Origin of the sequence: Roseibium sp. AS2 (assembly GCF_038900065.1) — a bacterium.
GTDB lineage: Bacteria > Pseudomonadota > Alphaproteobacteria > Rhizobiales > Stappiaceae > Roseibium.
On sequence record NZ_JBBMQN010000009.1, the window covers coordinates 79,386 to 96,724 of the forward strand.

The 17,339-nt window shown below is 62.0% G+C and carries 18 protein-coding genes; 11 read left to right on the top strand and 7 right to left on the bottom strand.

Annotated features, from left to right (window positions below; genetic code table 11):
* The first annotated feature begins 210 nt into the window (after positions 1-210).
* Positions 211-513, top strand: a complete 303-nt coding sequence (locus WNZ15_RS22850; protein ID WP_342895343.1) for a hypothetical protein — start codon at positions 211-213, stop codon at positions 511-513.
* Positions 514-540: 27 nt separating this feature from the next.
* Here the strand turns inward: WNZ15_RS22850 and WNZ15_RS22855 are convergent, their stop codons facing one another.
* Together WNZ15_RS22855 and WNZ15_RS22860 are read right to left on the bottom strand one after the other, a co-directional pair.
* Positions 541-1,020: a DUF992 domain-containing protein gene (locus tag WNZ15_RS22855; protein WP_342895344.1), complete on the bottom strand. Its 480-nt coding sequence runs from the start codon at positions 1,018-1,020 to the stop codon at positions 541-543.
* Positions 1,021-1,256: 236 nt separating this feature from the next.
* Complete coding sequence (locus tag WNZ15_RS22860; protein ID WP_342895345.1) at positions 1,257-2,456, bottom strand: pyridoxal phosphate-dependent aminotransferase; 1,200 nt, start codon at positions 2,454-2,456, stop codon at positions 1,257-1,259.
* 291 nt (positions 2,457-2,747) lie between these two features.
* Between WNZ15_RS22860 and WNZ15_RS22865 the strand changes: the two genes are divergently transcribed.
* Complete coding sequence (locus WNZ15_RS22865; RefSeq protein WP_342895346.1) at positions 2,748-4,481, top strand: caspase family protein; 1,734 nt, start codon at positions 2,748-2,750, stop codon at positions 4,479-4,481.
* Positions 4,482-4,522: 41 nt separating this feature from the next.
* Here WNZ15_RS22865 and WNZ15_RS22870 read toward each other — a convergent pair whose 3' ends face one another.
* A complete protein-coding gene (locus tag WNZ15_RS22870; RefSeq protein WP_342895347.1) occupies positions 4,523-5,650 on the bottom strand; it encodes a hypothetical protein in 1,128 nt (375 codons plus the stop codon).
* A 265-nt stretch (positions 5,651-5,915) separates the two neighbouring features.
* Positions 5,916-6,488, bottom strand: a complete 573-nt coding sequence (locus tag WNZ15_RS22875) for a TetR family transcriptional regulator (RefSeq protein ID WP_342895348.1) — start codon at positions 6,486-6,488, stop codon at positions 5,916-5,918.
* A 69-nt stretch (positions 6,489-6,557) separates the two neighbouring features.
* On the opposite strand from WNZ15_RS22875, the gene WNZ15_RS22880 reads away from it, so the two are divergent.
* The 6 genes from WNZ15_RS22880 (at position 6,558) to WNZ15_RS22905 (ending at position 9,992) form a co-directional block, all read left to right on the top strand.
* Positions 6,558-6,965, top strand: coding sequence for a RidA family protein (locus WNZ15_RS22880; RefSeq protein WP_342895349.1), 408 nt, complete (start codon positions 6,558-6,560; stop codon positions 6,963-6,965).
* Positions 6,966-7,052: 87 nt separating this feature from the next.
* A complete protein-coding gene (locus WNZ15_RS22885) occupies positions 7,053-7,373 on the top strand; it encodes a hypothetical protein (RefSeq protein WP_342895350.1) in 321 nt (106 codons plus the stop codon).
* Between the two features lie 121 nt (positions 7,374-7,494).
* On the top strand, positions 7,495-7,704 hold the full coding sequence (locus tag WNZ15_RS22890; protein ID WP_342895351.1) for a hypothetical protein: 210 nt from the start codon (positions 7,495-7,497) through the stop codon (positions 7,702-7,704).
* A gap of 505 nt (positions 7,705-8,209) precedes the next feature.
* Complete coding sequence (locus WNZ15_RS22895) at positions 8,210-8,620, top strand: DUF3775 domain-containing protein (protein WP_342895352.1); 411 nt, start codon at positions 8,210-8,212, stop codon at positions 8,618-8,620.
* Between the two features lie 219 nt (positions 8,621-8,839).
* A complete protein-coding gene (locus tag WNZ15_RS22900; protein WP_342895353.1) occupies positions 8,840-8,965 on the top strand; it encodes a hypothetical protein in 126 nt (41 codons plus the stop codon).
* Between the two features lie 67 nt (positions 8,966-9,032).
* Complete coding sequence (locus WNZ15_RS22905) at positions 9,033-9,992, top strand: heparan-alpha-glucosaminide N-acetyltransferase (protein WP_342895354.1); 960 nt, start codon at positions 9,033-9,035, stop codon at positions 9,990-9,992.
* Here the strand turns inward: WNZ15_RS22905 and WNZ15_RS22910 are convergent.
* Entirely contained in the window at positions 9,984-10,859 is an 876-nt protein-coding gene (locus tag WNZ15_RS22910) for a phosphotransferase (RefSeq protein ID WP_342895355.1), read from the bottom strand. The two genes, WNZ15_RS22905 and WNZ15_RS22910, sit on opposite strands and share 9 nt — an antisense overlap.
* A 76-nt stretch (positions 10,860-10,935) precedes the next feature.
* On the opposite strand from WNZ15_RS22910, the gene WNZ15_RS22915 reads away from it, so the two are divergent.
* Entirely contained in the window at positions 10,936-11,235 is a 300-nt protein-coding gene (locus WNZ15_RS22915) for a SelT/SelW/SelH family protein (protein WP_342895356.1), read from the top strand.
* 284 nt (positions 11,236-11,519) lie between these two features.
* Here WNZ15_RS22915 and WNZ15_RS22920 read toward each other — a convergent pair whose 3' ends face one another.
* Positions 11,520-11,918 (bottom strand): carboxymuconolactone decarboxylase family protein, encoded by a 399-nt coding sequence (locus WNZ15_RS22920; protein ID WP_342895357.1) that lies wholly within the window; start codon positions 11,916-11,918, stop codon positions 11,520-11,522.
* The gene (locus WNZ15_RS22925; protein WP_342895358.1) at positions 11,857-12,348 is read right to left on the bottom strand and encodes a MerR family transcriptional regulator; all 492 of its coding nucleotides are present in this window, start codon (positions 12,346-12,348) and stop codon (positions 11,857-11,859) included. Before WNZ15_RS22925 ends, WNZ15_RS22920 begins: the two co-directional genes overlap by 62 nt.
* Before the next feature lie 227 nt (positions 12,349-12,575).
* Between WNZ15_RS22925 and betC the strand changes: the two genes are divergently transcribed.
* Entirely contained in the window at positions 12,576-14,090 is a 1,515-nt protein-coding gene (betC, locus tag WNZ15_RS22930; RefSeq protein WP_342895359.1) for a choline-sulfatase, read from the top strand.
* A 177-nt stretch (positions 14,091-14,267) separates the two neighbouring features.
* Positions 14,268-17,264: an excinuclease ABC subunit UvrB gene (uvrB, locus tag WNZ15_RS22935; protein WP_342895360.1), complete on the top strand. Its 2,997-nt coding sequence runs from the start codon at positions 14,268-14,270 to the stop codon at positions 17,262-17,264.
* Positions 17,265-17,339 lie beyond the last annotated feature (75 nt).

Consider the following 17,339-nt stretch of genomic DNA (forward strand, 5'->3'; position numbering starts at 1 on the left):
AACGCAAGGGAATCTTACGCCGCAGCGCAGCATTCCGGGACTCTCCCGAGTTTTCACGCAATCCTGCCGTCACCCGTCAGGATCCTTGCAATAATCCGGAAATTTGTCTTTGCCCCGTCGGCGGCAGTTGAGACAAGAAGGGGGTGGCAATGCAGGCGCTGCGCACTAGTTTCTCTGGTTCACGGAACAGGCAAGCCGGATGGAGAAACCTTGGTGAGACGCCCCCTGGTCATACTGACCGCTCTGCTGCCGGTTGTGCTGGCCGGGCAGGCCACCGCGCAAAACAACACTTTGCGTGGCTTGACCAATTCCAGCCCGAACCGGTTGCCCTCCGCCCAGCAGCAGCTCAACCAGAACCTGAACCAGCAGAAGTCGGATTTCTCGACGCGCCGGCAGCTCGAAGGCGCCAACAAGCTGAATCGGACCGATCAGATCAATCGGCTCAACACGCGGCCGGACACATCGCAGACGCCGTGCCCGGCGGGCAATGAAGCCTGCCGGGAGCGGAATTGACGCCGGACCGGTCATGAGACCTGTGCGTCAGTTGATCTGTTCAAGGGTCAGCTTGCTGACACCAAGCGTCAGGTTGGTGCCGGTCTGGCTTTCCAGGCTGAACGGATTGAGTGCGATCGAGCGATCGAACCCGCCAAGCAGGGCATTGGCCTTGATCCCGGCACCGACGCTCGCCCCGGCGGTCAGCCCGCCGTAGGTTCCGGCGAGAAGCCCCGGCTTGCGGTTGGCCGACGGCGCCAGAACACCCCAGACCAGGGTCGCCTCTTCGGTCTTGCCGATGTCGAGCCCATACTCGCGAACCTTGCCGTTGTAATATTCCACCGGACCGCCATCAACCGGCGCAAAGCTGCAGCCGAGCGTGGCCGAAGAACCGACGATGAAGCTGTGTTCACCTTCCACAAGGCAACGCAATGTTCCGATTTCCACCTTCGGGCTGTCCCCGGCGGCCAGGGCAGGTGCCGCGGTACCAAGCAGCGCGGCGGCAACAACTGATGTCAGAAAACGCATTTCGAGAAACTCCCAATCAGGTACAGATCCGCCGCGGGCCTCATTGCCGGCGGCCGGGTCTGTGACCTCGTGGGATATGGTCATTCATCGCGTCAAAATCGCGGCGGTTTCAGATTAAATTTCGGTCATGGCGAAACGTTCCTGCTCAGGTCCACGGCGGCGCGAAATGAGCTGCTTCCCTGACGAAAAAAGGGCCGCGAACGCGGCCCTTCTCGATCCGTTCCGGCAACCGCTGCCTATTTCAGATTGCCGCAGAAGCGCTGGATGCGGGTGCAGGCCTCTTCCAGGGCCTCGGTCGAAGTCGCATAGGAAATGCGGAAATTCGGGCCGAGACCGAACGCGGAGCCGTGCACCACGGCAACACCTTCGGCTTCCAGAAGCTCCGAGACGAAATCCTCGTCGCTCTCGAGAACCTTGCCCGACGGTGCGGTCTTGCCGATGGTCCCGGCGCAGGACGGGAACACGTAGAACGCGCCTTCCGGAACCGGGCAGGTCAGGCCGCTCGCCTGGTTGAGCATCGACACGACCAGATCGCGCCGGCCCTTGAAGGTCTCGTTGTTCTTCGGAATGAAGTCCTGAGGTCCGTTCAGCGCCTCGATGGCGGCCCACTGGGCGATCGAACACGGGTTCGAGGTCGACTGGGACTGCACCTTGGCCATGGCCTTGATCAGTTCCGCGGGGCCGCCCGCGTAACCGATCCGCCAGCCGGTCATCGCATAGGCCTTGGACACGCCGTTGACCGTCAGCGTGCGCTCGTAGAGCGACGGCTCGACCTGGGCCGGCGTCGTGAACTTGAAGTCGTCATAGACCAGATGCTCGTACATGTCGTCGGTCATGATCCAGACCTGCGGATGCTTGACCAGCACCGCGCACAGCGCTTTCAGCTCGTCTTCCGAATAGGCGGCACCGGACGGGTTGGACGGCGAGTTGAAGATCAGCCATTTGGTCCGCGGCGTGATTGCCGCGTCCAGCGCTTCCGGCGTGATCTTGAAGGTCGACTTGTCCGCTTCCACGATCACCGGCTCACCCCCGGCCAGCAGCACCATGTCCGGATAGCTGACCCAGTAGGGAGTCGGGATGATGACCTCGTCACCGGGGTTCAGTGTCGCGATCAGCGCGTTGTAGAGCACCTGCTTGCCGCCGGTACCGACTGTGATCTGGTTGGTCTGGTAGGTCAGCCCGTTTTCCCGCTTGAACTTGTCGACAATGGCCGCCTTCAGTTCCGGAATGCCGTCGACAGCGGTGTATTTGGTCTTGCCGCCGTTGATCGCCTCGATGGCGGCCGCCTTGACGTTGTCGGGGGTGTCGAAGTCCGGCTCGCCAGCGCCGAGGCCGATGACGTCACGGCCTGCGGCTTTCAGTTCGCGCGCCTTGTTGGTGACGGCGATGGTCGCAGATGGTTGAACACGCGCCAATGCGTCAGCAAGAAAGCCCATAATGTCCTCCAGGGGAAACGGGAATAACAGCGCGCGGACCCTAGAACTGTGCGCTGCGGAAGACAAGGCCCAATGGGTAATTCTGTCGAACCGGCGAACAAATAATGCCCGTCGGCCCGGGATCAGACGTCACCGGCGCACGGCCGGGTTCGGAGACCGTTCGGCGGCACCGGCCGATTGATCCGGGAAGGACCAGCCTTGACGCAGCAACTTCATTAACTTCATGATCGACTGCCCGACGTTTTTTTCCAACCGGTCACATTCGAATCCAAGCATTGCCTGGAGAGCTTCATGCAGAAAATTTCGCTGCTTTTCATTCTGGTTCTTGCGCTTGTCTTCAGTCCACTGACGGCTGCCGCGAAAGGCGACCGGGTCGCCCTGGTCATTGGCAATTCAAGCTATCACCATGCCACTCAACTGGAAAATCCGATCAATGACGCAAATCTGATTGCAAGCAAACTGACGGATCTCGGGTTTAGCGTGCATCTGATCAGGGATGCCACTTTCGAGTCCTTTACCGAGGGACTCAGAAAGTTCGAGGCAGAACTGCAGTCGGCGTCGACGGGCATGTTTTACTACGCTGGCCATGGCATGCAGTTTCTGGAGGAGAATTACCTTCTGGCAACCGACGCCGAAATCATCGATCAGCAGGACGTGGTCACGAGCGGTAAGAACCTGAACGCGATCATCAGGATGATGGAAGCCCATGTCCCGCTCAGCCTGGTCTTCATCGATGCCTGCAGAAACAATCCCTTCGCCGATACCCTGCGAAAGAAACTCGCCGGCAGGGCCCGGGCGCTTGGCCTCAGCCGCGGTCTGGCCGCTCCGCAACGAACCGCGAATTCGCTGGTCGCGTTTGCCACGAAACCGAATGAGGTCGCACTCGACGGAGACAGCAGGAACTCCCCGTTCACCATCTCGCTCGCAAAACACATCGTGACCCCCAATCTTGAAGTCTCGACAATGCTCAAGCGGGTGACACGCGACGTCCTGGACCTCACCGGCAACAGGCAGCGACCGGAAGTGGTCGCCTCCATGACATCCGAGTTTTATTTCTTTCACAACAGTGCGCTTGTGGCCCCGGTAATCACCTATGACAATGATGTCGAACAGGAAGCCGCCGCCGCGCTTGCCTTGAAGGGGGCTGTGGAGAAAAACACGATCGTCGGCTACCGCGCCATCATCGAGCATTTTCCCACGACGGTAGCATCCGATGTTGCAGACAAGCTGTTGAAGGATTTGCAGCAGCAGACGATCTCGGATCAGTCAGCCTCTTCCGATCAGCGTTCCGAACTCTCGCTGTCGACGCAAACCCTGCTGGACCGCATCGACGAAGCCAGTAGAACGGGGGCGCCCCTTGAGGTCACGAACACCTCCCCGGAATTGATCGAACAAAGTCTCGGTCTCGACATCGGCGGATATACGAAGATCCAGACCGCTTTGACCATGTTGGGGCATGACGCGGGGACACCGGACGGTGTTTTCGGCAACAAGTCCCGCTCGGCCCTGCGCGAATTCCAGATCGCCGCCAAGGTCGAGGACTCCGGATACGTAGACCAGGAATCACTGATTCAGCTGATCAAGGTTTTTGAGGAAACGCCAAAGGTCTATGACGGTGTCTGGGATTTGGAGGTGCATCGCTTCAATCCCCATCCGGAAGACCCTTACCAGGTAAACTCGAGAACCTTGCTTTCGTCGGCGCGGCTGCGGTTTCGGGAAGGCCAGTTCTATCTGCTGGACTGGAAAAACTACGCTGGCGCGTCCCGGAACGACGACAGGAATCCCTTCGCAAACTTTCGCGGATTTGTTTCCACCGGCAACAAACTCACGGTCAGGCTCGAAGCGGACTATCTGTATGGCAAGAAGAAGGTTCGGACCGTCGAGATCAAAGGCTCCCTACCCGAATTTGTCGCCTATGGTTCGCGATTGAATTTCACGGGTCCGCGTCTGGAACGCAACGGGCCGAACGACGAAATGTGGGTCCGCCTGGAGCTGAAGCGCCTGCCGGCGGAAACTCCACGCTGAACCCGAGGGCAGCGGGGAGGCCGTTTCAAAAACGTCTGCGACTATGACCGGGTTTCCAGTATCAGCTTCGGTTCTTTCTTGTCGCCGTCGATCAGGCTGCACTTGAAGCGTTTCTTCTTGGTCTGGCCGTTGAGCGTGGTCACCGGCACTGAGAGCGGCACATCTGATTCCTGCTTGGCAGATTCCAGCAGGGACGCATAATTGCTCGGATGCAGCAGCGATTCCGTGATTGGTTTGCTGTCGATGACTTCGGATGTCAGATGATAGGTCTTCATGGCGGCGCCATTGGCCGCGATGATCATGCGCGACTTCGTGTTGATCACGAGCATGGGCGCGCTGCACACCTCGAAGACCCGGGCGAAATCGACGTCGCCGCTGGGATGGCCCGCGGAGAACAGAACCCCGCCGACCATTCCGTCGATGCGGAAATACATGGCCTCGTAATTGAGTTCCACGCTTTCACCCGAGGCCAGCAGATACTTGCCCCGCCCGCTCGCGCTCGCGCGCCGCGTCAGTGCCGCCAGGGCCAGGGACACGATGGTGCGGCCGACACGGTTCTGGATATGAGCGATGTTCCGTCCGAGAATCATGCGTGCGGACTCGACCTGGAAACACTTCAGGAAGCCTTCGCTCGCAAAACGCACGTAGCCGAAATTGTCGACCAGCAGCACCACACGCGTGGACGAAGCCACGAAGTGCTGCAGGATCGGCGCGAGACCGAGCACGACATTGCCAGGATTGTCGTCATTCTCGCCGATGGAGGGAAAACAGATGGCCAGGATGCGGCCATCCGGCAATTCGTAGCGATAGGCGACGATCGGGATCCCGGGGATGCGGTGATCCGGTCCCCCGCCGACATCGAACGGTCCCGCCTGACCCTCGCGGATCGCCCCTTGCACAAGGCGCAGGATCGTTTTGCGGTCCTCCGGCGACAGGTGGCGCAACGCTTCATTGGAAGGCGCTTCCTGCAGATCCTTCACTTCGCTGTTGAAGCTCTGCGACCCGACCTCATGCCACAAAATGGTCTTCTTGCTGATGTCGGCAATGAAGAACTGGAGTCCTGCCAGCGACAATGCCGGGATTTCACCAGGCTGTTGTGGTGTTTCCTCCGGCGTCACGGGTTCGCGCGGCGTTTCAGCCGTTGCACTCTGCGCTGCGTTGATTGTCATGCCGTGCCCGGTTTGTTGCTGTCTGGTTCCCTGGAGCGAGTATCCAGAGAAAAAGAAAACAAACACTGAAACAGCATTGTAAAATCGCGGTTGAATGCGCGATTTTTCAAATTGTACGTATGCCACAACTGAATTCTGTAGATATTTTACTGTTATTTTTACCAAAGTTTAATTTGCGCAGGTTTTCCCGGCAGATCCATCGAAGAATACCCGACTGCACGGATGCCACCCGCACCAGACAGGAGCCCGCTTGTTGCGGGTGAAACTACAATATCGACCTGAAAACCGATGCGACCTGATCTGTCGTCGGTTTCGGCCCCTGCCCTGTGGCATACATCAGCGATATGCCGTCGATCAGCCCGGCGCAGGTCTCGATAGGAGCCTCCTTGCCGTCCTCGGAAATCAGCTTCAGGAAAAACGCTATCGGCCTGCGGGCAGCGGCGGTCAAGGTATCGCCGACACCGGCGAGATCCTCCCGGCGCGCGGCTGCCATGGTCAGTTCCATCCGGGCCAGAAACAGGTGCCGCGAGGCGTCGGTGTAATCGACCATTTGCTCGGCGACATAAGCGACGGCCGCATCCATCCCCTCCTTCGCCACCTTGTCGGCAAAACCGACTTGAAGGTCGTCACAGTCTTTTTCCAGAAGAACTGCCAGATGGTGCGCCGCCGCCGCCAGGAGCGCCGCTTTCTTCGGATAATAGTAGGAGGTCGATCCCTGCGGCAGGCCCGCGGCCATGTCGACGGCGCGATGGGTGACACCCTCGAGCCCCCGCTCCGCCAGAAGATCGATGACCCCGTCCAGAATGCTGTCTCTGCGGGCGGCTTTCTTGTTTGACATTTTTCCTCTACATACGTAGTAATTTTTAATACCAATGTATCACAACACGCTACAAAGGACGCATTTCTTATGACACAGTCCATAACCCGATTGAACCCGCCGACGCTGCCCGACGCCGGCGCGATCGGTTATTCCCAGATTTCCGTCGTCGAAGCCGGTCGGCTCGCATTTGTCTCCGGGCAGGTCGCCTTGCGCCCCGGCGGAGACCCTGTCCCGTCCGGCCTGGCCGAACAGGCCGGGATTGTCGCTGCAAACGCGAAGGCCGCCCTCGACGCGCTCGGCGCCACACCGCGGGACATTGCCATTGCCCGCTGTTTCGTGACCGACCTGACCCCGGAGAGGCTCGACCTCGCCTTTTCTCCTGTCCTGGAAATGTTCGACGGCGCGCAACCGTCTGTCACCGGTGTCGGCGTCTCGGCTCTGGCAGACCCGGACTTCCAGATCGAGCTCGAACTGACCGTTCGTCTGCCGGATTGAAAGCCCGCGCAGTTCGCCGCCTGCTCCCGCACACAACAGTTTGTGCCGCCCCCCGGCCAACTGCAAGTCCTTCGCAAATGCCGCAAAATGGACATGAAAACACACGGCGCCGGTCCAATTCGCGTCCGCGTGCCGGCGCAATTTCAACCGACATTGGGATCGTTCAAGCGGATGGAGGCCCCGATGGCACACGGCAAGACTGAGACGCAGACGCACACCACGCGGCACGCAACCTTCCCACAAGCTTTGATGTTCATGCTCGCGGTCAGCATCTTGATGTTGATGTCCGCTTTCGAGCCACGTCTGGCGATGCCGCTGGCGGCCTTTGCGGTGATGGCGTCACTGACCTGGCTGCTGGGCCAGCGTCTGTTCCAGCAATTGACCGGCGCCACCGGCAGGCCGGACTGACGAACGGCGCCCCCTGCGGGATCCATCCGGTACCCAAACAGGTCGTCATACCGACAATCAAACCGGCGTTCCCTGATGGAACGCTTCAACTTTCACCAGAACCACGCGACTGAATTTGACCATGTCCAGTGTCGACAACACCAATCTACCCAGGTCCGCCCCCCGGCGCAGCGATCTGCATGAAGCCCGCCCCCTGTTGCAGGCGATTTTTCTCGGCATCGTGCTGGCGACAGCCCTGGTCGGCGCCGCGGTTCTGACCGGCGCAAACGCGCCGGGCAATGCCAGGGAGCAGCCGGTTCCCGTAACCCGGACCCAGGCGCCCCATCCCTGATTCGGGAAAGAGTCGAACCGCCCCTGCGGTTCGCGATCGGTCCCCTGCGCCCGCACCGGCGACAGCAGTTCCCCCGAAAGCCGATCCACCTCTGGCTATCCCTCAAGAACGCCGGGGCCCGGCTCCATGCGAGAAGCATGGATGCCGAGCCCCGACTGCCCGGTCCGCCCCGGCAGGAACTTGTCTGCCCTGATTGTAGCCCGGTCCGAAGAACACGTGTGCAGCACCGCATTCATTCGTTCACGCCGTCCGGTGTTGATCCCGGTCAAGGACAGGAATGTCTCTGTCGGGCAAGTAAAGCAACGGGGACGGTCCTTCGCAAGGCCCTTTCGGAGGACGCCCGCCACAAGCCCGGCAGTTAACTGAAAGCTCGTTCACCAACCCGGGATACCGGGGATAACTTGCAAACAGAACCGGGCGCATCGCAGAGGGAATTCGCACCATGACCATTGCCAACGGCCAAAAGTGGATCGATAAAGATAAGACAGGCTCGTCGGAGGCAACAATGGACATCGACCTCACACTTTCCGCGGACACGATCCGCCTGCTGGCGCAGAAGGCCCGGGCGGTTGCCTCCTCCATCGAGGACACCTTCGAGGACGGCCATGAAGGCGACGTTGAATTCGACGCCGACACGCTGGAGGAGGGTCACAACCACGACGGTCTTGCGGAAGAGGAAAACGACGACCTGTCCGACGAGGAGCTGCGCGAACTGATCGAAGACCTCAATGTCGACGAAGCCTCTGAACTTGTCGCCATTACCTGGATCGGGCGCGGCGACTTCGACGCCGAGGATTTCGGCCAGGCGGTGGAACAGGCCCGTGAACGCGCGGTCGGGTCCACAGCGAAATATCTGCTTGGCATGCCGCTTCTCCCCGATCATCTGGAAGCCGGGCTGGACGCGCTCGATCTTTGAAAGCAGGCGGTTTCTTGCGGGCTTTCAACAGCTTCGCCAAGGTCAAGCGAAGGCGCGAAACTTTGGCGGTTCCTCCACAACTTGACGGTTTCCTTGGGAAAAGCTGTAAGGAATTGATTTACCATCTTTCCGCTGCCCGTCATTTGCCGCAGTCTGGCCGGGCTTTGGAGGCACGACCGATCCCGGTTGGCCATCCGCTGATCCAGGGAGTTAAGGGCAATGCTGCAGGACCCGGCGAACCAGGATGCCTATTCCGTCCATCGCCCGTCACCGTGGCCCTTCGTCGGCGCCATGGTTGCGGCTTCGGCGTTGATCACCACGCTGGTTGTCGCCTTCAGCAGCTAGAGGCGTTCCGGCCCGCGGCGGATCTTTCCCCGGCGTTTGGCCGGGCTTGATACGGAAAGTTTCCTGAATGCCCGCAACGCGTCTGGCCGTGCTTGATCTTGCCCGCGGCCTCGCCGTTGTCGCCATGGCGGCCTATCACCTGTCCTGGGACCTGTCCTGGTTCGGCTTTGTCGACTGGCCGGTCGCACAGGGCGGTAGCTGGCGCATCCTTGCCGCGTGTATCGCGGGCAGTTTCCTGTTTCTGGCAGGTGTCAGCCTGGATCTTGCGCACCACAAGGGCGTGCGCTGGCGCGCCTTCGGACGCCGCCTGGCGGTCATTGCGGCCGCCGCCGCCGCCGTCTCCGTGGCGACGTTCTTCACCTTCGGCGACACCTATGTCCGCTTCGGCATTCTGCACTGCATCGCCCTTTCCAGCGTACTTGCCCTCCCCTTCACGCGCTGGCCGTTCCCGGTCACGGTCGCGGCCGCGGCCGTCGTTTCAACACTGCCCCTGTGGGCGGCTTCAGACGGTTTTGACGGGCAGCTCTGGCTGTGGACGGGACTTGGCACCCCGGCATACGGCAGCGTCGACTATGTGCCGCTCGCGCCCTGGGCCGGCGTCACCCTGGCCGGTGTCGCCGTCTCGAGCCTGTTTCGCTCGGCGCGCATCTGGGACAGGCTGTCCGCGATCCGGGCAATGGGGCCCCCTGGCCGGTCCACCCGGTTCCTCGGCCGCCATTCGCTGTCGGTTTACCTGCTGCACCAGCCCGCCCTCTATGGCCTCGTCTGGGCCGCGACACTGCTGGTGGGCGATGTCGACCGGGCCGCCAATGCCTTTGTCCGCAATTGCTCCGTTGCCTGCCAGGACACGCTCGGCACCGCCGACCTCTGCACGAATGCGTGCAGGTGTACCGTTGCCGCTCTCAAGAGCGACGGCATCTGGACCGCGCTCAACGATGCCCCCGACACCGCGTCGCTGCGGGAGCGGATGAACACCCGGTACGCGCAATGCCTGGCCGATCCGGATATGCTTCAAAAGCTAGATTAATCCGCGCACCCGGGCGAGTGCCCGGTCCCTGCGGCTGCGTGCGAACGGCAGGAAGAGGCCCGCGTCCCGGCCTCTCGCCACCTGCTCCAAAGCCCACAGCGCCGAAACCGCATCGCATCTGGCTTTCATCGCTTCGAGCCGGCCTGCGCCGGGCACCGGCCCCATCGGCGCCTGCCGGTCCTTGTAGGCATCCAGGAACGTGCCTTCCTGAGCCTCTGAGAACCCGTGTTCCAGGATCGCATAGGCCAGGTCCCAGGCCGGATCCGCCATCGCGGAATATTCCCAGTCGATCAGCCAGAGCCGGTCCCCCGTCCACAGGCAATTGCCCGGGGAAAGGTCGCCATGCACCGGCACCCGCCGGATGGTCCCGGCCTTGCCGGCCTCCCTGGCAAGATCCCGCATGGCCCGGTCGAGGGGGGCGATCTCGGATGCGAGTTCCACCGCAGGATCCAGAAAACCGCGTTGTGCCCGGTAGACGTCTTCCGGTTCGAGAACCCCTGCGAACGCCACGCCGGAGCCGTGAAGTCTGGCGAGCATGTCGCCAAGATGCCCCGGAACACCCTCCGGCGCGCACGCCACATCATCCACGGCAGCGGTCAGAAGTATGCCTGCGCCCGGAAAGACAAAAAGCGGCGGCGGGGCGAGCCCGAGTTGCGCCGCCAGCGCGAGGTTCTGCTCCTCCGCTTGCCTGTCGACCAGCCCCGCGTTCTCAGGTCTGGGCAAGCGCAGGAAGAAGACACCGCGCGTGGCTTCCAGCCGGTAGACCCGATTGGTAAGCCCTTTCTGCGGCAAGGCTTTTTCGAGCACACCGCAGATCGCCGCCAACTCCGGGTGGGCGTTGAACGCCTTGAGAACATCCACGCTCATGGTGTCTGGTGTTGCGGTGGGAGACTGTGGCACAAGCAGGAGAAATCACATGGTCCGAAGAAGGAGAACGCGCGCCATGACGGACGTTCCGGTTCCCCACATCATCATCACATATTGCCGACAATGCAATTGGCTGCTGCGCTCCGCCTGGATGGCCCAGGAAATTCTCTCCACCTTTTCAGAAGAAACCGGCGCCGTCACGCTCGTCCCGGGAACCGGAGGCACTTTCACCATCACTTGCGACGGCAAACCGGTCTGGGACCGCAAACAGGATGGCGGTTTCCCGGAAGCCAAGGTCCTGAAACAACGCCTGCGCGATTTGCTCTGGCCGGAGATGGATCTCGGACACTCAGACCGGCCACAATCAGGCGACTGACACCGTGGACAGGGAGACGATCACACCTCCCCTCCAGCGTCCTTCCGGGCAAGTGCAGCGTAAGCTGCGCGGCAACCCGGAATCCAGCGCATCAGCGCGAGCGTGAGCGAGCACGCCTTTTCTACAGTGATCGCTTAGGAAATTAACGCCTGTGGCGCGAATAATGCGCTGGTTTCCGGATCTGCGTTCGACTTGCGTCTCACTTGTCCGGAACGACGGTCGTGAGGGAGGTACTCAGCCCCGCACGTCACTCAACAGGGGCGCTGATGGTTGAAAGTTCGCCGTCACGCAGCCGCGTCCAGCTTGTCGAACACCTCCTGCGCCGCGTTCAGCCCGTTGATGGCCGCCGGCAAGCCGCCGTAGACCGCCATCTGCCAGATTGCCTCGACGATTTCCGCGCGGGCCGCGCCCGCCGCCAGCGTATGCTCGATATTGACCTTCAATTGCGGCCCGGTCTGTCCGCCCAGGACGGTCAGTGCCGCGATGGTGCACAATTGCCGTGTCTTCAGGTCCAGCCCGGGCCGGGCATAGTGGCGGCCATAGGCCCATTCAATGAGGCTCTCTGCGAAGTCCGGGAGCAGCGCGTCATAACGCTCCGAGAGAATGGATTCGAGGTCGGGATTAAGGTCCTTTATCAGCGCGCGGCCGCGCTCCAGTGCTGCTGTCGTGGGGGCTGCTGTCATGGGGAATGCTGTCCTGATTTGGCGGCGCGCCGTGTTCGGTCCGGGCACAGCTTTCGAAAGCCGGATCGACGGGCTCACCCGCCTCCATCCTTCTGTAGAGATCAACCTTGTCGTCCAGGACTTCCAGCGTTTCGGTCAACCGTGCGATATCCGCGGTGACTTTCCTGCGATGGTCTTCCAGCATTCTCCGGCGCTCGGCCAGCGACGCGCCCCCCAATGACCGCAACTCGGCGTAGCGCAGCCGGTCCCGGATGCCCATTCCGGTCGCCTTCAGGCGATCCAGAAATTCGATCCAGCGCAGAATGGTCCGGTCATAGACCCGCCGCCCTCCGCTGTCCCTGAGCGGGCGCGGGATGAGACCTATCTTCTCGTAATACCGCAATGTGTCGGTGGAAAGCCCCGACTTTTCCGCAAGATCGCCGATACGCATGTGTGTCTCCGAACAGGACGATTTCCCTGACTTACGGGTTGGAGTGCACTCCAGGTCAAGCAGTATTTTCCCGTCTCCCTGCAGCCCCTACTCGCGCCACCCTTTCGGAAAACTGCCGCAAGACCCGGCCTCCGCGTCGATTTTGATTGATCAATCAATCAAAAAAACAGCATCATTGTCCTTTGCCAGCTCCGCCGATTTCCGAACCTGAGAAAGACCATTTGACCATGGACCGCAAGAACATCCTGATCCTGATGGTGGACCAGTTGAACGGAACCCTGTTTTCCGACGGTCCCGCGGAGTTTCTGCATGCCCCCAACCTGAAGAAACTTGCTGAACGCTCCGTGCGTTTCCAGAACGCCTACACCGCCTCGCCGCTGTGCGCACCGGGCCGGGCCAGTTTCATGTCAGGACAATTGCCCCGCCGCACCGGCGTCTATGACAATGCCGCCGAATTCGCCTCCGACATTCCCACCTATGCCCATCACCTGCGCCGCGCCGGCTACACCACCTGCCTGTCCGGAAAGATGCATTTCGTCGGTCCGGACCAGATGCACGGGCTGGAAGAGCGCCTGACCACCGACATCTACCCGGCCGATTTCGGCTGGACGCCCGACTACCGCAAGCCGGGCGAGCGCATCGACTGGTGGTACCACAACATGGGCTCGGTCACCGGCGCGGGTGTCGCCGAGATTTCCAACCAGATGGAATATGACGACGACGTTGCCTTTCAGGCCGTGCGCAAGATCCATGATTACGGCCGCGGCAAAGTCGACCGGCCGTTCTGCCTGACGGTCAGTTTCACCCACCCGCACGACCCGTATGTGGCGCGCCGGAAATACTGGGATCTCTACGAGGATTGCGACCACCTGCTGCCGGACGTGCCGGCAATGGCCTATGAAGATCACGACCCGCATTCGAAGCGCATTTTCGATGCCAACGACTGGCGCAGTTTCGACATCACCGAGGACGACATCCGCAAGTCCCGCCGCGCCTATTTCGCCAATATCTCCTACCTCGACGACAAGATCGGCGAGATCCTGCATGCCCTCGAGGCCATGCACTTGGCCGACGACACCACGATCCTGTTCGTTTCCGACCACGGCGACATGCTCGGCGAGCGCGGCCTGTGGTTCAAGATGAGCTTCTTCGAAGGCGCCTCCCGCGTGCCGCTGATGATCGCCGACAGGGACCTCGCTCCCGGGAACATATCGACACCGGTCAGCACCCTCGACGTTCTGCCGACCGTCTGCGACCTCGGCGGCATCGACATGAGCGGCATCATGCCCTGGACCGACGGCACAAGCCTCGTGCCGCTGGCTCGGGGAGCACCCCGCACCGTCCCCGTGCTGATGGAATACGCCGCCGAGGCGTCCTACGCGCCGCTGGTCGGCATCCGCGAGGGCGATTGGAAATACATCCACTGCGAACTCGACCCGCCGCTTCTCTTCAACCTGGCCGACGATCCGAACGAACTGGTCAATCTCGCCGCCGACCCCGCCCATGCACAAACCGCCGTCCGCTTCGCGGAACTGGCCGGCCGCCAATGGGACCTGTCCGCCTACGACGCCGAGGTCCGCCAGTCCCAGGCCCGCCGCTGGATCGTCTACGAGGCCCTGCGCAACGGCGCCTATTTCCCCTGGGACTACCAGCCCCTGCAAAAAGCCTCCGAACGCTACATGCGCAACCACATGGATTTAAACGAGGTCGAGGAGGGGCAGAGGTTTCCGAGGGGGGAGTGAGCGCAACGCCCCCTCATTCCAACGGCAGATCGCTATCCCGCACACCCGGCGCTCCGGTTTGAACGCCACGCTTCCTGACACCCTCCTGTCAGGAGACCGTCAGGAAGTCCGCATTTCCGGAACAAAGCCGCAACCGGCCCCTTTTCTCACGCGTCCAACCGAGCCATATTGCAGGGCATGAGCAAACGCCCCACCAAAACCCTTTCCGACGACACGATCTCCCCGCAAGGCTTCGGCGAAGCACCGCAGAAGCCCCTGTCCGGCACGCCTCTTTCCGGCTCGATTTCCGATTGGGCGGCGGAGATTTCTGAGGAAGCCGAAAAGCCCGCACCGAAAAAAGTTGCTGGGGGAAAAGAAACTCCGGAGCAAAGCGGAGGCAAGCGCGACGGCGCAGAGCCTGTCCTCGGGCTTGCCAAGGGCAAGACCCGGGGGGCCGGTCAGGCCGCCCCCGCGGAGGCCAGGGCGAAGCCCGTCGCGGCCGTGAGCGCCAAAAAAACCGCGAGTGCCAAGCAACCCAAACCCACCAGGTCGGCCCGCGGCACCTCCATCGGCAAGGCCGACAATGCCCGCGAGCGGGCGGCCGGGGGCCTGAACCCGGTCGCAGGTCTCGACATGTCGCTGGAAGAGGCCGAAAGCCTCGAAAAGCAGCTCAAGCAGCACAAGAAGGACAACAAGAAAAAGAAGGAAAGCAAGTTCGGCGAGCTGACCGGCAACCAGGGCGCCACCGCGACCGTGGAGGCGCTGTCCGCGCTGATCGAAAGCGGCAACCCGCTGCACAAGAACGGCGAATTGTGGGTGCCGCACCGGCCGGAGCGTCCGCAGAAGTCGGAAGGCGGCGTGCCGATCGTCCTGAAATCGGCCTACGAGCCGCGCGGCGATCAGCCGACCGCCATCGCCGACCTGGTCGAGGGCATGACCAGCGGTGAACAGACCCAGGTGCTGCTCGGTGTCACCGGCTCGGGCAAGACCTACACCATGGCCCAGGTGATCGACCGGACCCAGCGCCCCGCGCTGATCCTGGCCCCCAACAAGACCCTGGCCGCCCAGCTCTACGGCGAGTTCAAGTCGTTCTTTCCGGACAACGCGGTCGAGTATTTCGTGTCCTACTACGACTATTACCAGCCGGAAGCCTACGTGCCGCGCACGGACACCTATATCGAGAAGGAAAGCTCGATCAACGAGCAGATCGACCGGATGCGCCACTCGGCCACCCGCTCGCTGCTTGAGCGCGACGACGTCATCATCGTCGCCTCCGTGTCCTGCATCTACGGTATCGGCTCCGTCGAGACCTACACCGCCATGACCTTCGCCATCGAGGTCGGCGAGCGCATGGACCAGCGCCAGCTCATCACCGACCTGGTGGCCCTGCAGTACAAGCGCAACGACGCCGCCTTCCAGCGCGGCACCTTCCGGGTGCGCGGCGACACCATCGAACTGTTCCCGGCCCACTACGAGGACCGCGCCTGGCGCATTTCCATGTTCGGCGACGAGATCGAGGCGATCACCGAATTCGACCCGCTCACGGGCCAGAAGTCCGGTGAGCTGAAAAGCGTCAAGATCTACGCCAATTCGCACTATGTGACGCCCAAACCGACCCTGAACCAGGCTGCCAAGTCGATCAAGGCCGAGCTGAAAGGCCGGCTGGAGGAGCTCAACGCCCACGGCCGCCTGCTGGAGGCTCAGCGGCTGGAACAGCGCACCATGTTCGATCTTGAAATGCTGGAGGCGACCGGCTCCTGCCAGGGCATCGAGAACTATTCGCGCTACCTCACCGGCCGCAAGCCGGGCGAGCCGCCCCCCACCCTGTTTGAATATCTGCCCGACAACGCCATCGTCTTCGCCGACGAGAGCCACGTCACCATTCCCCAGATCGGCGCCATGTACCGGGGCGATTTCCGCCGCAAGGCGACGCTGGCCGAATACGGTTTCCGCCTGCCGTCCTGCATGGACAACCGGCCGCTGCGCTTCGAGGAATGGAACGCCATGCGGCCACAATCGGTCGCGGTCTCCGCCACCCCCGGCTCCTGGGAACTCGACCAGTCCGGTGGCGTCTTCGCCGAACAGGTCATCCGGCCAACCGGCCTGATCGACCCGCCGGTGGAAATCCGTCCTGCCACCAGCCAGGTCGACGATCTTCTCGGCGAAGTCCGCGAGGTGGCCCAGAAGGGCTACCGCACCCTGGTGACCACCCTGACCAAGCGCATGGCCGAGGACCTGACCGAATATCTGCACGAGAACGGCGTGCGCGTGCGCTACATGCATTCCGACATCGACACGCTGGAACGCATCGAGATCCTGCGCGACCTGCGCCTCGGTGCCTTCGACGTGCTGGTCGGCATCAACCTTTTGCGCGAGGGCCTCGACATTCCCGAATGCGCGCTGGTCGCCATTCTCGATGCCGACAAGGAAGGCTTCCTGCGTTCCGAAACCTCGCTGATCCAGACCATCGGCCGCGCCGCCCGGAACGTCGACGGCAAGGTCGTGCTCTACGCCGACCGCATGACCGGCTCCATGGACCGGGCGATCGCGGAAACCAACCGCCGCCGCGAGAAGCAGCTCGCCTACAACGAAGAGCACGGCATCACCCCGGAAAGCGTCAAGAGCAACATCGCCGACATTCTCGACAGCGTCTACGAGAAGGACCATGTCACCGTCGATGCCGGCTTCGCCGAGGAAGGCTCCCTCGTCGGCCACAACCTCACCGCCCATATCGCCGACCTGGAAAAGAAGATGCGCGACGCCGCCGCCGATCTCGACTTCGAGACCGCCGCGCGCCTGCGCGACGAGATCAAGCGCCTGCAGCAGACCGAACTGGCGGTTGCCGACGACGCCATGGCCCGCCAGTCCGCCGTCGACGACAAGACCGGCGGCTACCGCGGCGACCGCGCCTTCGGCGCCGGCGGCACCAAGGAAGGCGCGTCGGGCAAGAAGAAACAAACCGCCCGGGACAAGGCGCGGGCCGCAAAAGACAAGACCGCCCTGCCCGCTCCAAGCGCAAAGGTGCGCAAAAATTCCCTCGACGAGATGACCGTCGGCCGCACGGAAGTGCCATTGGGATCAGACGATCCGAAGCCGGTGGCGCGGGCAAAAATCGGCGCAGGGTCCTATGAGGATCCGGCGGAAGAAAAGCGGCAAAGAGGCCGGCCGAAGAAGAGTGGACGGCCGGGGCAGTGAAGCGGTCGCTCTGGAAACGACTGTCTCCAGAGAGCATGTTGCCCACCGGCGTTCTCATGCCGGTCGTGTGAGACC